Origin of the sequence: Gottfriedia luciferensis (assembly GCF_002156865.1) — a bacterium.
Lineage (GTDB): Bacteria > Bacillota > Bacilli > Bacillales > Bacillaceae_G > Gottfriedia > Gottfriedia luciferensis.
In genome coordinates, this window is record NZ_NCTA01000033.1 from 1 (window position 1) to 20,292 (window position 20,292).

Sequence of the window (20,292 nt, forward strand, 5' to 3'; positions counted from 1 at the left end):
TGAGACCCCGCAGGCTTGCCGAGGAGGCTCAGCTCACGCCCCATGGAAAGGGAGCATCCTGTAACGGAAATCAACATTCTTTTTTAACAGAATCAAAACTTAAAATACAAGATTCTAATTTGATAAATCCACCTAGGGTGCACATTAATATTATTTTCAAATTAACACTTTGATGTTATATACAACAACAATCAAAAAATAAAATCGGCCGAAACCAATCATGTCAATTGTTTCAGCCGATTCTAGTAAAACGTATTCTATTAAGATAACTACGAGCGAAATGCTCGTAGTTTTTTGGAAGAAAATTATCTTTTTTGAATTTCTTCCATTAATATTTTATTTAATAATGGTGGATTAGCTTGACCTTTAGTTGCTTTCATCATTTGACCAACAAGGAAACCAATCGCTCGGTCTTTACCATTTTTAAAGTCTTCAATTGATTGAGGGTTCTTATCAAGTGTCTCAATTACAAGATTACGAAGAGTACCTTCATCAGAAAGCTGAACTAAACCTTGTGATTTAACGATTTCGTTAGCGTCTCCGCCTTTTTCGATTAGCTCAGTGAATACTTTTTTCGCAATTTTAGATGAAATTGTTCCATCCTCAATTAACTTAAGCATACTTGCTAAGTTTTCAGGTGTTAAGGCAACATCGTGTAATTCTTTTTGAGATTTATTTAAGTATGCTGATACTTCACCCATTAACCAGTTAGATGCTAATTTTGCATCTGCACCGTTATTGATCGTTTCATCGAAGAAATCAGACATTTCTTTTGTTAGTGTTAATACCATTGCATCGTAAGCCGGTAAGCCTAATTGTTCAACATAACGTTTTTGACGAGCATCTGGAAGCTCAGGAATACTTTGGCGAACACGCTCTTTCCACTCATCATCAATGTATAGTTCAACTAAGTCTGGCTCTGGGAAGTAACGGTAATCATCTGAACCTTCTTTAACACGCATTAAAATTGTCGTTTTTGTTGCTTCATCATAACGACGTGTTTCTTGTTGGATTATTCCACCAGATAACAATACTTTTTCTTGGCGAACTTGCTCATGCTCTAGTCCTTTTTGAACGAACGTAAATGAGTTTAAGTTCTTTAATTCTGCTTTCGTACCGAATTTTTCTTGGCCAAAAGGACGTAATGATATATTTGCATCACAACGAAGTGAGCCTTCTTCCATTTTCACATCAGATACGCCAGTGAATTGAATAATTGATTTTAGTTTCTCTAGGTATGCATAAGCCTCTTCAGGAGTACGCATATCAGGCTCAGAAACGATCTCAATTAACGGAGTTCCTTGACGGTTAAAGTCCACTAATGAATAACCTTCATCAGTATGATTTAATTTACCTGCATCCTCTTCTAAATGAACGCGAGTAATACCGATTCGTTTCTTCTTGCCACCTACTTCAATTTCAATCCAACCATTTTCACCGATCGGCTTATCAAATTGAGAGATTTGGTAAGCTTTTGGATTATCAGGATAGAAGTAATTTTTACGGTCAAATTTCGTTTCAGTTGCAATCTCACAATTTAGTGCCATTGCAGCTTTCATACCAAAATTTACAGCTTCTTCGTTTAATACTGGTAATACCCCAGGATAACCTAAATCAATTACTCCAGTATTTGTATTTGGATCTGCACCAAACGCATTAGGGCTTGGTGAGAAGATTTTTGATTTTGTTTTTAATTCTACGTGTACTTCTAAACCGATTATCGTTTCAAAATTCATCTTTCCCGCGCCTCCTTATAGTTGTGGTCTTTGTTTTGTAAAGTCTGTTGCTTGTTCATATGCATGTGCAACTCGGTAAATCGTTGACTCATCAAAATGTTTACCAATTATTTGTAATCCTAACGGTAATCCATTATGGAAGCCACAAGGAACTGAAATAGCTGGAACGCCCGCTAAGTTAATAGGAATCGTTAAAATATCATTTGCGTACATTGTCATAGGATCACTTACTTTTTCTCCTATTTTAAATGCAGGAGTTGGTGTAGTTGGTCCAATGATAACATCATAGTTTTCAAATACTTTTTCAAAATCTTCTTTGATTAAAGTACGTACTTGTTGAGCTTTTTTGTAGTAAGCATCATAGTAACCTGAACTTAGTGCATATGTACCAAGCATGATACGACGTTTTACTTCATCTCCAAAGCCCTCAGCTCTAGTTTTCTTGTAAAGATCAATTAAGTTCTCTACATCTGCTGCACGATGACCATAGCGAATACCATCAAATCGAGCTAAGTTAGCAGATGCTTCAGATGAAGAAATTAGGTAATATGTAGCTAATGCGTATTTTGAGTGTGGTAATGAAACCTCTTCCCATGTAGCGCCTAAGCTTTCTAATAGATTTAAAGCAGCCATTACAGATGCTCGTGCTTCTTCTCCAACACCTTCACCTAAATATTCCTTAGGTACTGCAATTCTTAAGCCTTTAATATCTCCAGTTAGTGATTGTACAAAAGAAGGAACCTCAACGTTTGCCGATGTTGAATCACTAGCATCTAAGCCTGAAATTGCTTGTAATAATAATGCATTGTCTTCTACATTTCTAGTAATTGGTCCAATTTGATCTAGTGAAGAAGCAAATGCTACTAAACCAGAACGAGATACACGGCCATATGTAGGTTTTAAACCAACAACACCACAGAATGAAGCTGGCTGACGAATTGATCCACCTGTATCAGAACCTAATGAGAATAGTACTTCACCAGCAGCAACTGAAGCTGCAGATCCACCACTACTTCCGCCAGGTACATAATCAGTATTCCAAGGGTTGCGAGAACCACCGAATGCAGAATTTTCATTTGATGAACCCATTGCAAATTCATCCATATTTAGTTTTCCGATCGTGATTGCTTCAGCTTGTGCTAATTTCGTTACAACTGTTGCATCATAAATAGGATTAAAGTTTTCAAGAATCTTACTTGCACAAGTAGTACGAAGTCCTTTTGTAACAATATTATCCTTTACACCAATTGGCATACCAGAAAGAATTCCACGAGATTCATCCCATGCTTTTTCATCTAGTGCTTTTGCTTGAAGACGAGCTTGCTCTTCATTTAAAGTTAAAAATGATTTTACTTCGCCATCAACTGCTGAGATACGTTCATAAGATTCATTTACTAATTCTTCTACTTTAATCTCTTTTGATTTTAATTTTTTATGTAATTCTGAAACTGTATATTCAAATAATGACATTCTTCGTTCCCCCCTTAATCCAATATTGACGGTACTTTAACTTGTCCATCTTGGTGGTCTGGTGCATTTTTAAGTACCTCTTCAATTGGTAAACCTTTACCTGGTTCATCTTTACGTAATACGTTACGCATTTTCAGTACGTGGGTAGTTGGTTTTACATTCGTTGTATCAAGTTCACCTAACTGCTCAGCAAAATCTAAAATTGCTCCAAGTTGTTTTGAAAATTTCTCTGCTTCTTCTTCAGTTACCGCTAAACGCGCTAAATGAGCAACGTGCTTAACTTGCTCCATTGTAATTTTTGACATTTATATGCACCTCCATATTATTCGCACAACATACAATATACTGATAATACCAAATTTCTCATGCCTCGGGCAACATTCCGCTTAAACACGAATAAAAATATTGAAAAAAGTTTTAATTATCTCTCTTAAAAATTAATCAAACGTTTGTTTAAATATCGATTTATTTATTATTCGGCAGATATTCTTGTTAATTCGATGCCATATTTTTTAAAATACTCAACTGAATAATCATCTGGATAACCTACATTATAGACAACTCTAGTTATTCCTGCTCCGTTAATCATTTTTGCGCAAGCTCTACATGGTGCAGTCGTGCAATAGAGTGTCCAATTGTCACCTTTTGTTTTTTGAATCCCTGATTGTACAAGTTGATAAATTGCATTTTCTTCTGCATGAAATGCATCACATGGGTATTCATTTGAATAGGTTCCACTTTCTAATAGACCTTTTTCACGTGCAGCAAAACGTGGACAACCTCCATCAATACAGTGTATAGCACCTTTCGGATAACCATTATAACCAGAAGCAATTACTCGATTGTCGCTTACAATAACTGCTCCAACCCTTCTACTTCCACAAGTTGAACGAAGAGAAGTAATAAATGCTTGTCCTAAAAAATAAGAGTCCCAATCATCACGAGTTCCTAAAGGAATTGAATCTACTAATTGAATAATTCTCTGTAAAATTTGCATGATATCCTTCTCTCTGTTTACTTTTTTATTTTAAAATTATAGCATAATAACAAGCGAAAGAGCTTGGCTGAAAGTAATAAGGTCACAATAAAAAGCTTAGCTTACTGAAGGGAATTTATCCCAATACTTAAATCTGGATTGTTTGCCTTAAAAAGATCAAGGCTTTACGTTATGAGACTTATTTTTGACTTATACTCCTTCTTTTAGTACCTCTTCCATAAGTCTTCTAACTAATTGAAGTACCCCTAAATAAATGAAATAAAAGGCATAATAAAAAGAGCGTAATTTACCTTACGCCCTTTTAGCATAATATCAATCATAATATGCAGCTGTTACATATCCTTTACCACTAGAAGATTTTACCGTGATAAAAAATTCAGCACCGTCTCCACCATCTAAATAACTATTTAGATTTCTCCAAGTAAGTATTTTCCCATCTGAAGATATTTCTGTTGGAGCTCCTACAATTTCGGATGTGCTACCATCGGATTCCTTAAGTATTACTTGTAGATTGCCTCCCGTTGAATTGTTATTTATTCTTACTTGGAAATCTCCTCCACCTGATTTAATAATTGATGGAAATGTCCAAGCTTTAGTGCTGTCTACATAAATACTAGGATCTGCACCTTTATAATCCCAAATACCAGCTTTAATAGGAACAGCAACAGTAGCATACGTATTACTACAAACTGGTCCAAATACCAATAAAGAAGATAAACTGCCTGTAAATAATATCACTTTTTTTAGTCTCATTTAAAAACTCTCCTATCTAGTAATTTTAACAATCCATGTTAATATCACTAGATTATAATTTTCTACTAAATTCTTATTGAGGATTTATAACTAAATTTGTGAACTTTTTCACATATCGATGTATGTTTATAGAAAGAATCGTCTTTACACAGAAATAGCGTGCTTAAACATTTACGATTTCTTTATTCATTCTAGCAAAAAAGCAATATTTAAGAGTTTCACAATTATATTCGAAATCTATAAAAAAGGATATTTAATGTAAATTATAGTGACATTTTACTATTTTTCTCTTTAAGGTAATATGATTACAATGTATAACAACCTTAAAATAATAATCATAAATAAACCTATTGCTATGTATAATAAGATTCTCAATCTATCTCTGAAAATTTTTTTATCCATATTTACCTCCGATCGAGCTATAGAACATGTAATCATTGTATGAATTTCTAACTGATTGCGTTAATCCTATTAATATCATATTTGACAATAATGAACTCCCTCCATAACTAATAAAAGGGAGCGTTATACCTGTTACGGGTAGTAAACCTATGGTCATTCCTATATTCTGAAAGATTTGGAATGCTAACACCGAAATAGTACCAACACAAATCATTGATCCAAACAAATTATTAGTATGATTTAGAGCACTTAACGCAATATTAATTATTCTACTTAATAAAAGAAAAAATAAAGTTATGACTATGGCTCCTCCAATAAAACCAAATTCTTCTCCTATATTTGCAAAAATAAAGTCTGTATGCTCTTCTGGGATGTATACACTTCCATTTAAATATCCTTTTCCTGAAAGTTGACCAGTCCCAATAGCAAGTAATCCCTGTTTTGTTTGAAAACCTGCATCAGTGTGTGCAAAAGGATCTAACCAACCTTCTATTCTACTTCTCTGATGAGGCATTAATAAAGATAGCATTCTTCTTTCAAAGTAGACTGGAAATTTGCTAATGATAACTAATAGAGCAGAAACAATAAGTGCAGGTATTGAAATTAAAAGTACAACAAGCGAAAGTTTAATTTTGGAGCTCAATGTGATGGAGATACTTATTACTATTAAAAGCATGGTCATTCCGGTGTCAGGTTGTATAAGAATTATTAAAATAGGTGGTAACGTAATAAACAAAATTTCACTTAACAAGATTAGGTCTTTTTTTAAATTAGCAATTGGATATAACTTATAATGTTGATCGACTACGGCACTAATACTAATTATTAAACTTATTTTCATAAATTCTGAAGGTTGTAATGTACCAAAAAAGGGTAGCTGAAACCATGCTTTAGCACCGTTAACTGGTCTTGCAATACTGTAAGGAGCAAACATTAATATTAGTAAAAGAGATAAACAAGTTCCGTAAATAATCCAGTTTATTTTTTTTATCCGATTAATATCAATTGTTGCAACTAATATCGATATGATCATTCCTATTAAATAAAAGGCACTTTGCTTTATAACAAAATCTCCATTGTATTGCCCGTTTCTACTTGCCGAGTATACAGCCACTATACTTGTAATCATTAATGAAAAAATTATTATTAACAAAATAGAATCATAAGATTTTAAAAAAGTTTTTTTAGGATTCATTTTCAATTCCTCTAACATTCTTTTCTCTTTTTAATTGGTTCTGTTAAATTTAATTGTTGATATAATACAAAAATACATTTTCGAAAAAGATTTAAAGAATTTAAGATACAGAGTATTTTAATGACTTGTTTGGAGTGTAAGGTGCGAGACTGAAGGAGCAGGAAAAGAATTACATAGTGAATATAGTCTTTTAATATCTTTTCCATTCTCCTTGATCCTGCCATTCCTTGTTCCTGGTCTTAAGAAAGTGAGCATCCTGAAACGGAAATCAACATTTTTTTAACAGAGATTTAAAATAAATCTACTCATCCATTATACTAATCACTCATGTTTGTTTTTTATTGAACATAAGAAATTTTTGTTAATAATTGTATAAAACTAACAAAATGCAGTGTAAAACATTATTACATCAATAATAAATAAAAACCCACAAAGAAATTACTTCTTTGTGGGTTTCTTATTATCAAGGTTTAAAAAACAAACCTTTTTTTATATTAAAGCATTTCTGAAGTTGTTTTACCTTGCATGTGAAGTACTAAGTAGTCTGGTCCGCCTGCTTTAGAGTCAGTACCTGACATGTTGAATCCACCAAATGGTTGGTAACCAACGATTGCACCAGTACATCCACGGTTGAAGTATAAGTTACCAACGTGGAAATCTTCACGTGCTTTTTCGATGTTTGCACGGTTGTTTGAGATAACAGCACCTGTTAAACCGTATTCTGTGTTGTTAGCGATCTCTAATGCATGATCAAAGTCGTTAGCTTTACAGAATGCTACAACTGGTCCAAAGATTTCTTCTTTCATTAAACGAGCATCTTCAGCAACGTCAGCAACGATTGTTGGTTTGATGAACCAACCAGTAGAATCGTCTCCTTCTCCACCAGTTACTACACGGCCTTCTTCACGTCCGATTTGTACGTAGCTCATTACTTTATTGAAAGCAGCTTGGTCATTAACAGGACCCATGTAAATTGAACGGTCTTCTGGGTTTCCAACAGTTAATTCGTTAGTTAATTCGATTGCACGAGCAAGAACTTGATCATACACATCTTGGTGAATTACTGCACGAGAACATGCTGAACATTTTTGACCAGAGAAACCGAATGCAGATGTAACGATTGATTTAGCAGCTAATTCTAAATCAGCTTCTTTATCAACTACGATTGTGTCTTTACCACCCATTTCAGCGATAACACGTTTTAACCAGATTTGACCTGGGTTAACTTTTGAAGCGCGTTCATAAATACGTAAACCTACTTCTTTAGAACCTGTAAAGCTGATGAAACGAGTACGTGGGTGATCAACTAAGTAATCTCCTACTTCAGCACCGCTACCTGGTACGAAGTTTACTACTCCTGCAGGTAATCCAGCTTCTTCAAGTACTTCAATAAATTTGTAAGCTACTACTGGAGTTGTACTTGCTGGTTTTAATAGAACTGTGTTACCAGTTACTACAGCAGCTACAGTTGTTCCAGCCATGATAGCAAATGGGAAGTTCCATGGAGAGATTACAACACCTACTCCTAATGGAATGTAGTTGAAACGGTTATATTCACCTGGACGGCTTTCAACAGGAATACCGTCTTTTAATTGTAACATTTGACGAGCATAGAACTCTAAGAAATCGATTGCTTCTGCTGTATCAGCATCTGCTTCATTCCAAGGTTTACCAGCTTCTTTTGTTAATAATGCTGAGAATTCGTGTTTACGACGACGGATAATTGCAGCCGCACGGAATAAAATGTCAGCACGAACTTCAGGTTTAACTTTTTTCCATGTATTAAAAGTAGTATCAGCAATCTGCATAGCTTTTTCAGCTAAGTCACGACTTGCTTTAGATACAGATCCAATAACTTCTTTATGATTTGAAGGATTTACAGAAACGATTTGTTCTTCTGTAAAGATACGCTCTCCACCAATGATTAGCGGATATTTTTCACCTAAGTAAGATGAAACTTTTGCTAATCCTTGTTTGTATTGTTCTTGATTCTCCTCTAAGCCATAGTTAGTAAATGGCTCATGTTTGTAAGGTATAACCATTGAATAAATCCCCCTTTTGATTATAATAGCAAAAAACTGCAAACTATCTTCTATCAGTTTTTTCAGTCAATTGCTAGTAGCTAAACTACTGAATAAAAAACTCACAATTACATAATACATTATTCCTATATATACTTCAATTAGGAACCGCTTACAGATTCTTCCGTTAAAGTAGAAAAAGGAAGAGTAGGACTCTTCCTTTTTAGTTATAAATATGCACACTCGGTTCTTTAGCATCTACCTCTTTTACGATCAGTGCTTCTTGTCCATTGGCCGAGAAAATATTCGTCTCAACCTTTAAGTATGAAGGGAAATGGTCCATCATTAACCCTGCTACATATTGAGTAAAAGCGATCACTTCTGCCTTACCATAAAACTGCATAGGTATATCAATTTTTAGTTGTATTAATTCATTATCTTTATAAAAACCAGTTCCTACTACACCAGTATAATTCGGAAAATAATTTTCGATATCTGATTTAAAATTCACCATTTTCATCGCATCATCACGATAATCTGCTGTTGCTGCAGCTGATGGGAATAAATAATACTTCTCATTAATTTTATCCCAATTACCAATTGTGATGTCACTTCCAGAAACTGACGTCATTGCTACATAATTCCCTGGCACAACAGAAGATTGACTTTGTTGACGGAAAATAGCAAATGTAATAGGAATATCTTTAAATTCATCCATTTTACGGACTCTTGTCAAAATTTCTTGTGCAATTTCTTTCCCCTGTTTAATCATTTCATCTTGAGGAATTTTAAGCTCTCTAGGATAACCATGCTCCTCTTGATAGTAATAAACAGAGTTCATCGCTAGACCAATTGCAACTCCCTCAATCTTAACTTCTTTACCGCTCTTTTTTAGATAATCCTGCTCTAAAATATGGTTTAAATAAATTGGAGCTTCTTTCGCTTTTTGATCTTCAGTTAAATTCTTTGCATTTGTTTGAATTGGGTTTAGTCCATCATTCGTAATCGAATTCGGACTTAAATTAGCCGCTTTAAGTGCGTCTTGTTTTTGTTTAAATTGAGCAGGAGTATACTTCCTCTTCAACCAAGACTCGACCGTTTTTTTGCTTAATAATTGACCTTCTTGATACAAATAATCTTTTGTTGAATATTGCTCACGTACAATTCGCATTAATCCCAATTCAAATTCATTAATATCAAGTCTATTATCAAGATTTGAAACGACAGCACCTCTAGTTTTACTAGGTTTAAACGGAAGTATTGTCTTATAGTAATCATTTGAAATTGAATAGCGGGGTATAATTGCATTTTCCCCTTTTTTACTATTATTGCTCTCTTGTACAACCTTATCTTCATTCTTTATTGATAACGAACAGCCAGATAAGATGAGCGAAAGACAACATAGGAATAATCCTATACGTTTTTTCATCTAACTCACACCTTCTAATTATTGAGTGAACGAACCGATTTCTAATATCATATAGCTCGTCCTCTAGTTGATTATCAGAGTTATTGAGACTGAAGCTCTTTAATCATTCTCTCTTCATCCCAAACCTCAATATTTAATTTACGTGCAGCATCTAGTTTCGAACCAGCTGCTTCTCCTGCTATGACTAAATCGGTACTTTTACTTACACTTCCAGCAACTTTTGCACCAAGTGCTTCTAATTGCTTTTTAGCTTCACTTCGAGTCATCTGTTCTAGCTTACCAGTTAACACTACTGTTTTACCAGCAAAAAGAGAATCCATATCGATATTTTCAATTTGAATACCTTTGTATTCAGTATTTACACCTACAGATTTGAATGTTGAAATTAATTCTTTTACTTCTTCTTGTGAGAAATAATCATTAATTGACTGAGCCATTTTTGAACCAATTTCATTTATTCCTGTTATTTCCTCTACTGATGCTTCCATAAGTCGATCAATTGATTGGAAATGCTGTGCTAATGTTTTTGCTGCTTTCGCTCCAACGTGTCGAATACCTAATCCAAATAATAATTTTTCTAAAGAATTTTCTTTAGAGGCTTGAATAGCAGAAATTAATTTATCTGCAGATTTTTCTCCGAAACGTTCCAATGATAATAATTGATCTTTTGTTAAAAGATAAAGATCTGTAAATGTCTTAATCAGTTTCGCATCGAATAACTGCGATACTACTCTTTCACCTAAACCTTCAATATTCATTGCATCACGTGAAGCAAAATGAATTAATCCTTCACGAATTTGTGACGGACAAAAAGGATTTATACAACGTAATGCTACTTCACCCGCTATCCTAACTAATTCATGCTCACACGAAGGGCAATGAGTTGGCATTGAAAAAGGATGTTCTTCACCAGTACGACGGTCTAAAAGAACATTCACAACTTCTGGGATAATATCTCCAGCCTTTCTAATAACGACCGAATCTCCAATTCGAATATCTTTTTCTTTAATTAAATCTTCATTATGCAATGAAGCACGTTTTACAACTGTACCTGCAACTCGTACTGGCTCTAAAATAGCAGTAGGAGTAACCACTCCTGTACGACCTACACTTAATTCGATATCAACTAACTTTGTAACTACCTCTTCGGCTGGGAATTTGTATGCAATTGCCCATCTTGGTACTTTAGCTGTTGAACCTAATTTTTTCTGAGTACTATATTCATCTACTTTTATAACAATTCCATCAATCTCATACGGCAATGATGGTCTCTTTTCTTTCCATTCTTCAACGTATTCAATAACTTCATCGATTGAATTGCATTTTTTACGGAAAGTATTCGTTTTAAAACCTAGTTGTTGTAAATAGTCTAGTGCCTCACTATGTTTTTGTATTGAAAATTCTTCAGCAGTAGGGAAGCCATAAACAAAAAATGATAAGTCCCTTTTAGCTACAATTTTTGGATCTAATTGGCGTAGTGAACCAGCCGCTGCATTTCTTGGATTTGCAAATAATTCCTCACCATTCTTCTCACGTAATTCATTCACTTTTTCAAAGCTAGCCTTTGGCATAAAAGCTTCTCCACGGGCTTCTATTGAAATTGGTTCAGAAAGTCTTAAAGGAATTGCTTTAATTGTTTTTAAATTATGAGTTATGTCTTCTCCAACACTACCGTCTCCACGTGTAGCACCTTTGACAAACAATCCATTTTCATATTGTAATGAAACTGCTAAGCCATCTATTTTAAGCTCACATACATAAGTTACATCTGTTGTATCTTGTCTAACCCTTTGATCGAAATCCTTTAAATCTCCTTCATTAAAAGCATTCCCTAGGCTTAACATAGGATGACTGTGAACTACTTTCTCAAACAAATCAATCGCTTGACCACCTATTCTCTGAGTAGGAGAATCTGGTGTAATTAATTCCGGAAATTGTTCCTCTAAGCCGATTAATTCATGTAAAAGTAAATCATATTCGGCATCTGGAACTGAAGGTTGATCTAATACATGATACTCATAGTTGTATTGACTTAATTTTGTTCTTAATTCTTCAATTTTATCAATGATCTTTTGATCCATGAGATACCAACCCTTCTATGCTTTCGTAATTGGAGCAAATTTAGCTAACAAACGTTTAATACCGGTTGGACTTGGGAAAGCAATATCTAATTCCATTGCTTCGCCTTCTCCTTTTACGCTTACTACCGTACCAATTCCCCATTTACCATGTGAAGCCTTGTCCCCAACTTTCCATCCTAGAGACTCGCCACCTGTTGTCTTCATTGTCATAGCTGGTCTAGAAACCGCGCGACGTTCATTCACTACTTTTTTATTTGCACGATCAAGTAATTCATCAGGTATTTCGTTTATAAAGCGTGATTCTTGGTTCACACTCGTACGGCCATAAAGTGTACGTGTTTGAGCATTTGTAATATATAATTGCTTTTCAGCACGAGTAATCCCTACATATGCTAATCTTCTTTCTTCTTCCATCTCTTCTTCGTCCATTAAAGAGCGACTATGAGGGAATATACCTTCCTCCATACCGATTAAGAACACAACTGGAAATTCTAGTCCTTTTGCTGAATGTAGGGTCATTAGAATAACTTCATCCGCTGTAGACTCTTCCTTATCTGCTTGGTCAATATCTGAAACAAGTGCTAAATCAGTTAAGAATGAAACTAAACTTTTATCCTCACTGCTTTCTTCAAATGCATTTGTAACAGTTAAAAATTCTTCAATATTTTCAATTCTTGAAGCAGATTCAATTGTATTTTCATCCTTTAACATTTGAATATAACCAGTTTTATCAAGAATCTCTTCCACTAATTCCGTTACAGATAAATAGTCTAGCATTTGTTGCCAATTTTTCGTCATTGCATGGAAATCACCAATTGCTTTTGTAATTTTCCCACTTAAACCAACGAAATCAATTTGTTCTAACGTATCTGATAAAGATAAATCATTCAAAATACTATAGTTAATAATTTTATCTACTGAGGCAGCACCAACCCCACGTTTTGGTACATTAATAATTCTAGAAAAACTAATTTCATCATTTGGATTTGCAATGAATCGTAAGTAAGCCAGTATATCTTTAATTTCTTTACGGTCATAGAACTTTACTCCGCCGACCATTTTATAAGGAATATTCGATTTTACTAAAACTTCCTCCATTGCACGGGATTGCGCATTTGTACGATATAGAATTGCTACATCACTATATTGATTAGCACCTTCTTTTTTCCATTGTGCTAACTTACCAGCTACAAAATAACCTTCGTCCTGTTCAGAGGCCGCTCTGAAGTAATGAATCGGATTACCTTGTCCATTTTCAGTCCAAAGTTTTTTCGGTTTACGATTTGAATTATTCGTAATTACCGCATTAGCTGCATCAAGAATTGTTTGAGTCGAACGATAATTTTGTTCTAATAGAATTACTTGTGCATTATCATAATCTTTTTCAAAGGAAAGAATATTTGAGATATCCGCTCCACGCCAGCGATAAATCGATTGGTCAGAGTCACCAACTACACAAATATTTTTAAATTGCTCTGCAAGCATTTTTACAATTTTATATTGAGCATGGTTTGTATCTTGATACTCGTCAACATGAATATATTGAAACTTTCTTTGATAATATTGTAATACTTCTGGAACACGTTCAAACAAGTTTATTGTCATCATAATCAAATCATCAAAGTCTAATGAGTGATTTTTACGTAAACGATCTTGATATGATACATAAATTTCCCCAACAACTTTTTCAAATGGCGTAAAAGCATCTCTTGAATAATCAGCTGCTGTTTGAAGTTCATTTTTTGCACTACTAATTGTTCCTAGAATGCTACGTGGATCAAATTTCTTTGAATCTAAGTTTTTCTCTTTAAGAATATTTTTAATGACAGTTAATTGATCGGTTGTATCTAAAATTGAAAAGCTTCTATTAATCCCAATTCGATCGATATCTCTACGAAGAATTCGAACACACATTGAGTGAAACGTTGAAACCCAAATGTCTTCTGCATCTTTACCAACTAGATTATAAATACGCTCCTGCATTTCTCTAGCTGCTTTATTTGTAAATGTGATAGCTAGAATATTCCATGGAGCGACACTTTTTTCGCCAAGCAAATAGGCAATTCGATGTGTTAACACCCTTGTTTTACCTGAACCTGCTCCAGCCATAATTAATAAAGGACCGTTAACCGTTTTAACGGCTTCTTTTTGCATAGGATTTAAACCTTGCAATAATTCTTCTGCAGTTTTCATTTATTTTGTCGCTCCTTCTTTAACAGCTTTCACCGTAAGTAAAGCCTCTTGTAAATTTTCATATATAATGTTCCCAACAACTATTGTATCTGCAAATTGACTCATCTCAATTGCTTGCTCAGCTGATGATATTCCACCGCCGTAGAATAATCGTGTATTATTTACAACTTTTGAAACTTCTTCTACGACTTTAACAGAACCATACGTTCCACTATATTCTAAATAAAATATCGGTAATTTCAATAATTGCTCAGCAACCTCAGCATATGCCACAACATCTTCTACTGAAAGATCCGTCATTGCATTTGTTAGCTTTGCCGCCTTACAATTTTCGTTTAAAATACAATAACCTTCCATTACTAATTCTTCAGCATGGACTAAATGAGCAAATTCTTTCATTGCTTTTTGATGCATCCCAACAATCCAGTTTGGATCATTACTATTTAGTACTGTAGGGATAAAATAAAAATCATAACCTGGTGTTACAGCCTCAAGATTTGAAACCTCCAATATGCATGGTACTGCATAACGTCTAATTCTAACTAATAACGATAAAGTATCGTCTAATGTTACGCCGTCAGTACCGCCAACTAATATTGCATCCGTTCCAGACTCACAAATTTTTTCTAATTCTTCATCTGAGATTTCTTTATTTGGATCTAATTTAAATATGTGATTCCATTGTGAATAGTCGTACATTTTGTCCTCCGGAATTGTTTATTTCATTTTTATCTTCTATTTATTTAAAGTATTTTTTATCATGTAATATAAAAAAAATGTATTCTGATGGCCTGCTAAACACTTACTTTTTTCGTAAATTCAAATCACCTACATTTGATGCTGAGTTACTACAATAGTAACTCAGCCCCTCATCAAGATTTTCACCTCGAAAGACAGGAGATTCCAATCAATCTAACCCGTTTTACCGTTAGAGTTTTTCCATATCTGATTTTGCTACAAACAGTATTGTATCTTATTAAAAAGGAAAAGTAACCCTAACTCACCAAATTGAAAAATTAATGTTAATTGTTTCCTATGATATTGATACAACTTAAGGGAAAAATGATAAAGAGTGATTTTTAAATGATCTATTTAGTCACTGATACTTATTATAAGGGGAGTTTCTGTTGAGACCAAATATTAGTATTATAAATGCACTCATACGTATTACAGCTGGATTGACTATTTTAGCTTATGGCACAGCAAAACTCACACGTAGGAGATGTAGTAATTCTGTATTCTTTTTGATTATTATCGGTGCCATGAAAGTTGCAGAAGGAATATTACGTTTTTGCCCAATGACTGCACTTGGCAAGAAATGTATGATTATGGCAGATAAACACGACGAGGAAGATTCATTTGAAGAATACATTCAACCTTCATAAAAGTAGTTTATCAAATCTAGAGTTGATTGTATAGAGAATAATAGAACATTAGTTCTGTTTTAATAAAAGAAGGGTCGTCTGGATGACGACCCTTCTTTTATTAACTATTTACTTTAATTGCTTTATGTCCGATATCGTGGCGATAGAATAAGCCAGTGGATTGAATCGTTTCAATCTGTTTATAAACATTTTCGAAAGCTTCACGAATTGTACTACCTTTATGTGCAATGATTAAAACTCTACCACCATTCGTTACATAATCATCGTTAACAAGCTTTGTACCTGCGTGATATACCATCGTTTCGTTACTTACCTCTTTTAATCCAGTAATGGTAGCACCTTTTTCAGGAACTTCTGGGTATCCGTTAGCTGCAAGTACAACACCTACAACAGCTTCATCTGACCAGTTTAGATTAATCTCTTCGTCATTTAAAATTCCTAACATTACTTCAGCTAAATCACTTTCTAAACGAGGTAATACAACCTCGGTTTCTGGATCACCAAATCGTGCATTAAACTCAATAACCTTTGGCCCTTGGTTTGTTAACATTAAACCAGCATATAGAATTCCAGTAAAATCTCTGCCTTCAGAAATCATTGCTTCTGCCACTGGTACTACTATATCTCTTAAAGATTGTTCAATTATTGATTCTGAGATTTGAGGTACTGGTGAATAGGCACCCATACCACCAGTATTAGGTCCTTTATCTCCATCGTACGCACGTTTATGATCTTGAGCGACTACCATAGGATAAACCTTATTTCCATTTACAAAAGACATAAGTGAAAATTCTTCGCCCTCTAAATATTCTTCAATAACGACAGATGCACTTGCGTCTCCATACTTTTCATCTAGTAACATGTCATGAAGACTTACAATTGCCTCTTCAATTGTCATCGCAACAACTACACCTTTACCCGCTGCTAATCCATCAGCTTTTATAACGATCGGTGCACCCATTTTTTCAACATATGCTTTTGCTTCTTCAAAATTTGTAAATGTTTCATATGCTGCTGTTGGAATTGAATATTTTTTCATTAAGTCCTTTGTAAAGCTTTTACTTCCTTCAATAATTGCTGCTTCTTTAGTTGGTCCAAATATTTTTAAATTAGCTGCTCTGAAGTCATTTACAATTCCATTCATTAAAGGAACTTCAGGACCTACGATTGTTAAGTCGATTTCCTCTTTTTTTGCAAATGCAATAAGTGCTTCATGGTCACCTTCATCAATATTGACAAGTGTTGCAACATCAATCATTCCATCGTTTCCTGGAGCAACAAATACATCCGTTACATTCTCCGACTGATTTACCTTCCAAGCAATTGTATGCTCACGACCACCGCGACCAATGACTAATACTTTCATCTTGTCATCTCCTTATTTCTTAATGTTTAAAGTGACGTACCCCTGTAAAGACCATTGCAATTCCATATTCATCAGCTTTTTTGATTGAATCTTCATCTTTTATCGATCCGCCTGGTTGAATAATTGCTGTAATACCAGCTTTAGCAGCAGCTTCTACAGTATCGTTCATAGGGAAAAATGCATCTGATGCTAACGCTGAACCAATCGCTTTTTCTCCAGCCTGCTCAATTGCAATTTTCGCAGCACCAACGCGATTCATTTGACCTGCACCTACACCGATTGTCATGTGGTCTTTTGCTAATACAATCGCATTTGATTTAACATGTTTTACAACTTTCCAACCTAGTTTTAAATTCGCCCATTCTTCTTCAGTTGGTTGACGTTTTGTAGGTACTGTAATTGTCGCGTCATCTAATCCGAAAGTGTCCATATCTTGGCGAAGTAGACCACCATGTACTGTCGTTAATTTTGGTGCAAATGTAGGTTTTGTTTCTAAGTCTACTGTTAATAATCTTAAATTCTTTTTGCTTGTAAGAATTTCAATCGCTTCTTCACTAAAAGAAGGAGCGATGATAATTTCTAAAAATAGTTCATGCATTTTCTTAGCTGAAGCAGCATCAACTTCACGATTTGTTGCTATAATACCGCCGAAAATAGAAATTGGGTCAGCTGCATAAGCACGATCATAAGCTTCTTCAATTGTAGTTCCTTCACCAACACCACATGGATTCATGTGCTTAACAGCTACAACCGCTGGGTTCGTAAACTCGCGTACGATATTTAAAGCTTCATTTGCATCATTTATATTATTATAAGAAAGCTCTTTACCATGTAATTGCTCAGCATATGCAATAGACGAAGCAGCTGGCATCGGCGCACGATAGAAAGTTGCTTTTTGGTGAGGATTTTCACCATAGCGAAGAGATTGTTTTAACTCATAAGTAACAGTATAACTCTCAGGATTTTCTTCTCCTACTTGTTCTGTTAAATAGTTCGAGATTAAAGAATCATAAGCTGCAGTATGACGGAATACTTTAGCAGCTAATCTTCGGTTTGTTTGAATAGAAACTGACTTATTTTCAGCTAGTTCAGTTAAAATTACTTCATAGTCTGTAGGGTCAACAACTACAGATACAAACTCATGATTTTTTGCTGCTGAACGAAGCATTGTAGGTCCACCGATATCAATATTTTCGATAGCATCTTCAAATGTAACATCTGGCTTCATAATTGTTTCTTTAAATGGATATAAGTTAACACATACTAAATCAATTGGCTGAATTCCTAACTCATTCATTTGACGCATATGCTCTTCATTTGAACGAACTCCAAGTAGACCACCATGAATTGATGGATGTAATGTTTTTACACGACCATCCATAATTTCTGGAAAATTCGTTACTTCGGAAATACCAATTACGTTTAATCCAGCATTTTTTAATAGGTTATATGTTCCACCTGTTGAAATAACTTCAAAATCATGTTTAATTAATCCACTTACAAATTCAATAATCCCTTGTTTATCTGAAACACTAACTAAAGCTCGTTTTTTCATGATTCATACCCCTATCTAATCGATTTCATGTTTATATCTCTTAATCTAGTTAATTAAATAATTTTTTTAATGTTTGCACATATAAAACATGCTCGACACTGTGGACCTTCCGCTCAAGTGACTCTTTCGAATCTCCTTTTTCAATCTGTATCTCTTCCTGTGCAATGATTGGACCAGTATCCATTCCTTCGTCGACAAAATGTACTGTTACTCCAGTCGTTTCGACACCTGCTAGGAGAGCTTGACCAATTGCGTCTTTTCCAGGAAATAATGGTAGAAATGAAGGATGAATATTCACTATTTTCCCAGGAAATGAGTCTAAAATTGTCGGACCGATTAATCTCATATAGCCAGCTAATACGATAAATTCGACATTTAATTCCTTAAGCTGATCTATAATTTCTTTTTCGTATTGCTCTTTCGTTTCATAGTTTTTCGCTGAAAATACAAAAGATGGAATATTTGCTTGTTTTGCACGCTCAATCGAAAATGCATTAGAGCGATCACATACAAGTAACTCTACCTTAGCATTTAGCTCCCCATTCAAAGTTGCATCAAGAATTGCTTGAAAATTACTACCATTTCCTGAAGCAAAAACTGCAATTTTCTTCATTACAGAGAACCCCCACCAAATGTTACACCTTCACCTGATTTTGTTCTGCCAATAATATATACTTTTTCTCCATCTTCTTCTAATAGATTAATAATGTCATGCATGTTCTCTTCATGGACTGCAAGAACCATACCGATCCCCATATTAAAAATATTAAACATTTCTTCGCGCTTTAGTTCTCCGATTTCCTCTAATAAATCAAAGATTGGTTGAATTGGCCATGAACCGTAATCGATTTCTGCACCGATTCCTTCTGGAAGCATTCTAGGGATATTTTCAATAAATCCGCCACCAGTAATATGCGCCATACCTTTTATTTCGAATTTTTTCAACGCGTTTAAGATTGGTTTTACATAGATTTTTGTAGGACGTAGTAATTCCTCACCTAATGTATGCCCCAACTTGTCTATCTGTTGATCCAGTGTTAAACCGCCTTTTTCTAATAGCACCTTACGAACTAAAGAATAGCCATTACTATGGATTCCGTTTGATGAAATACCTAATAGAATATTGCCTGCTTGAATATCCTGCCCAGTTACAAGCTTTGACTTGTCAGCAATCCCTACTGCGAAACCAGCAATATCGTATTCATCTTCAGGATACATACCAGGCATTTCTGCTGTTTCTCCACCTATTAAAGAGCATCCAGCTTGAATACAGCCTTCTGATACACCTTTTACAATCTGTTCAATACGTTCAGGTACCGCTTTTCCAACTGCTAAATAATCTAGGAAAAATAAAGGCTCCGCTCCTTGAACCACAATATCATTCACACACATCGCGACTGCATCAATGCCAATCGTATCATGACGGTCCATTTGGAAAGCCAATTTTAGTTTTGTTCCAACTCCATCTGTCCCCGATACAAGTACAGGTTCTTTATAATTGAATTTAGAAAGATCAAACATACCTCCAAATCCGCCTAATCCACCTAGAACTTCTTGACGCATTGTTTTTTGAACGTGTTTTTTCATTCTGTTCACTGCTTCATAGCCAGCTTCGATATCTACTCCAGCTTGTTTATATGCATTCGCCATGTGATGATTTCCCCTTCCGTTCCTTATGAATAGATTCAATTCAAAAGAGGCAGCGACTT

16 protein-coding genes are annotated in these 20,292 nt (G+C 34.6%); 1 reads left to right on the plus strand and 15 read right to left on the minus strand.

Going from position 1 to position 20,292, the window contains the following annotated elements; genetic code table 11:
* Nucleotides 1–305: 305 nt before the first annotated feature.
* The 11 genes from gatB to pcrB all read right to left on the minus strand — a co-directional run bounded on the left by gatB (nucleotide 306) and on the right by pcrB (nucleotide 14,976).
* On the minus strand, nucleotides 306–1,736 hold the full coding sequence (gene gatB, locus B7R67_RS17065; RefSeq protein WP_088072196.1) for an Asp-tRNA(Asn)/Glu-tRNA(Gln) amidotransferase subunit GatB: 1,431 nt from the start codon (nucleotides 1,734–1,736) through the stop codon (nucleotides 306–308).
* A 15-nt stretch (nucleotides 1,737–1,751) separates the two neighbouring features.
* Nucleotides 1,752–3,206, minus strand: a complete 1,455-nt coding sequence (gene gatA / locus B7R67_RS17070) for an Asp-tRNA(Asn)/Glu-tRNA(Gln) amidotransferase subunit GatA (RefSeq protein WP_088072197.1) — start codon at nucleotides 3,204–3,206, stop codon at nucleotides 1,752–1,754.
* Between the two features lie 14 nt (nucleotides 3,207–3,220).
* The gene (gene gatC / locus B7R67_RS17075; protein WP_088072198.1) at nucleotides 3,221–3,511 is read right to left on the minus strand and encodes an Asp-tRNA(Asn)/Glu-tRNA(Gln) amidotransferase subunit GatC; all 291 of its coding nucleotides are present in this window, start codon (nucleotides 3,509–3,511) and stop codon (nucleotides 3,221–3,223) included.
* A 167-nt stretch (nucleotides 3,512–3,678) separates the two neighbouring features.
* Complete coding sequence (locus tag B7R67_RS17080) at nucleotides 3,679–4,203, minus strand: deoxycytidylate deaminase (RefSeq protein ID WP_088072199.1); 525 nt, start codon at nucleotides 4,201–4,203, stop codon at nucleotides 3,679–3,681.
* A gap of 312 nt (nucleotides 4,204–4,515) precedes the next feature.
* Nucleotides 4,516–4,956, minus strand: coding sequence for a hypothetical protein (locus tag B7R67_RS17085; RefSeq protein WP_088072200.1), 441 nt, complete (start codon nucleotides 4,954–4,956; stop codon nucleotides 4,516–4,518).
* A gap of 394 nt (nucleotides 4,957–5,350) precedes the next feature.
* Nucleotides 5,351–6,553 carry an FtsW/RodA/SpoVE family cell cycle protein gene (locus tag B7R67_RS17090; protein ID WP_158095139.1) on the minus strand — a complete coding sequence of 401 codons (1,203 nt, stop codon included), beginning with the start codon at nucleotides 6,551–6,553 and terminating at the stop codon, nucleotides 5,351–5,353.
* Nucleotides 6,554–7,047: 494 nt separating this feature from the next.
* Nucleotides 7,048–8,595, minus strand: coding sequence for an L-glutamate gamma-semialdehyde dehydrogenase (pruA, locus tag B7R67_RS17095; protein ID WP_088072202.1), 1,548 nt, complete (start codon nucleotides 8,593–8,595; stop codon nucleotides 7,048–7,050).
* Between the two features lie 202 nt (nucleotides 8,596–8,797).
* Nucleotides 8,798–10,003 (minus strand): CamS family sex pheromone protein, encoded by a 1,206-nt coding sequence (locus B7R67_RS17100; protein WP_088072203.1) that lies wholly within the window; start codon nucleotides 10,001–10,003, stop codon nucleotides 8,798–8,800.
* An 80-nt stretch (nucleotides 10,004–10,083) separates the two neighbouring features.
* On the minus strand, nucleotides 10,084–12,084 hold the full coding sequence (gene ligA, locus B7R67_RS17105) for an NAD-dependent DNA ligase LigA (protein WP_088072204.1): 2,001 nt from the start codon (nucleotides 12,082–12,084) through the stop codon (nucleotides 10,084–10,086).
* 15 nt (nucleotides 12,085–12,099) lie between these two features.
* Complete coding sequence (gene pcrA / locus B7R67_RS17110) at nucleotides 12,100–14,277, minus strand: DNA helicase PcrA (protein ID WP_088072205.1); 2,178 nt, start codon at nucleotides 14,275–14,277, stop codon at nucleotides 12,100–12,102.
* Nucleotides 14,278–14,976 carry a heptaprenylglyceryl phosphate synthase gene (pcrB, locus tag B7R67_RS17115; protein WP_088072206.1) on the minus strand — a complete coding sequence of 233 codons (699 nt, stop codon included), beginning with the start codon at nucleotides 14,974–14,976 and terminating at the stop codon, nucleotides 14,278–14,280. It lies immediately after the preceding gene.
* 428 nt (nucleotides 14,977–15,404) lie between these two features.
* Between pcrB and B7R67_RS17120 the strand changes: the two genes are divergently transcribed.
* On the plus strand, nucleotides 15,405–15,662 hold the full coding sequence (locus B7R67_RS17120; RefSeq protein ID WP_088072207.1) for a YgaP family membrane protein: 258 nt from the start codon (nucleotides 15,405–15,407) through the stop codon (nucleotides 15,660–15,662).
* Between the two features lie 100 nt (nucleotides 15,663–15,762).
* Here B7R67_RS17120 and purD read toward each other — a convergent pair whose 3' ends face one another.
* Genes purD through purM form a run of 4 tightly spaced genes read right to left on the minus strand, consistent with a single transcriptional unit; the run spans nucleotide 15,763 to nucleotide 20,233 of the window.
* Complete coding sequence (purD, locus tag B7R67_RS17125) at nucleotides 15,763–17,028, minus strand: phosphoribosylamine--glycine ligase (RefSeq protein ID WP_088072208.1); 1,266 nt, start codon at nucleotides 17,026–17,028, stop codon at nucleotides 15,763–15,765.
* A 19-nt stretch (nucleotides 17,029–17,047) separates the two neighbouring features.
* On the minus strand, nucleotides 17,048–18,583 hold the full coding sequence (purH, locus tag B7R67_RS17130) for a bifunctional phosphoribosylaminoimidazolecarboxamide formyltransferase/IMP cyclohydrolase (protein WP_088072209.1): 1,536 nt from the start codon (nucleotides 18,581–18,583) through the stop codon (nucleotides 17,048–17,050).
* 49 nt (nucleotides 18,584–18,632) lie between these two features.
* The gene (purN, locus tag B7R67_RS17135; protein ID WP_088072210.1) at nucleotides 18,633–19,196 is read right to left on the minus strand and encodes a phosphoribosylglycinamide formyltransferase; all 564 of its coding nucleotides are present in this window, start codon (nucleotides 19,194–19,196) and stop codon (nucleotides 18,633–18,635) included.
* Entirely contained in the window at nucleotides 19,196–20,233 is a 1,038-nt protein-coding gene (gene purM, locus B7R67_RS17140; protein ID WP_088072211.1) for a phosphoribosylformylglycinamidine cyclo-ligase, read from the minus strand. Before purM ends, purN begins: the two co-directional genes overlap by 1 nt.
* Between the last annotated feature and the right edge of the window lie 59 nt (nucleotides 20,234–20,292).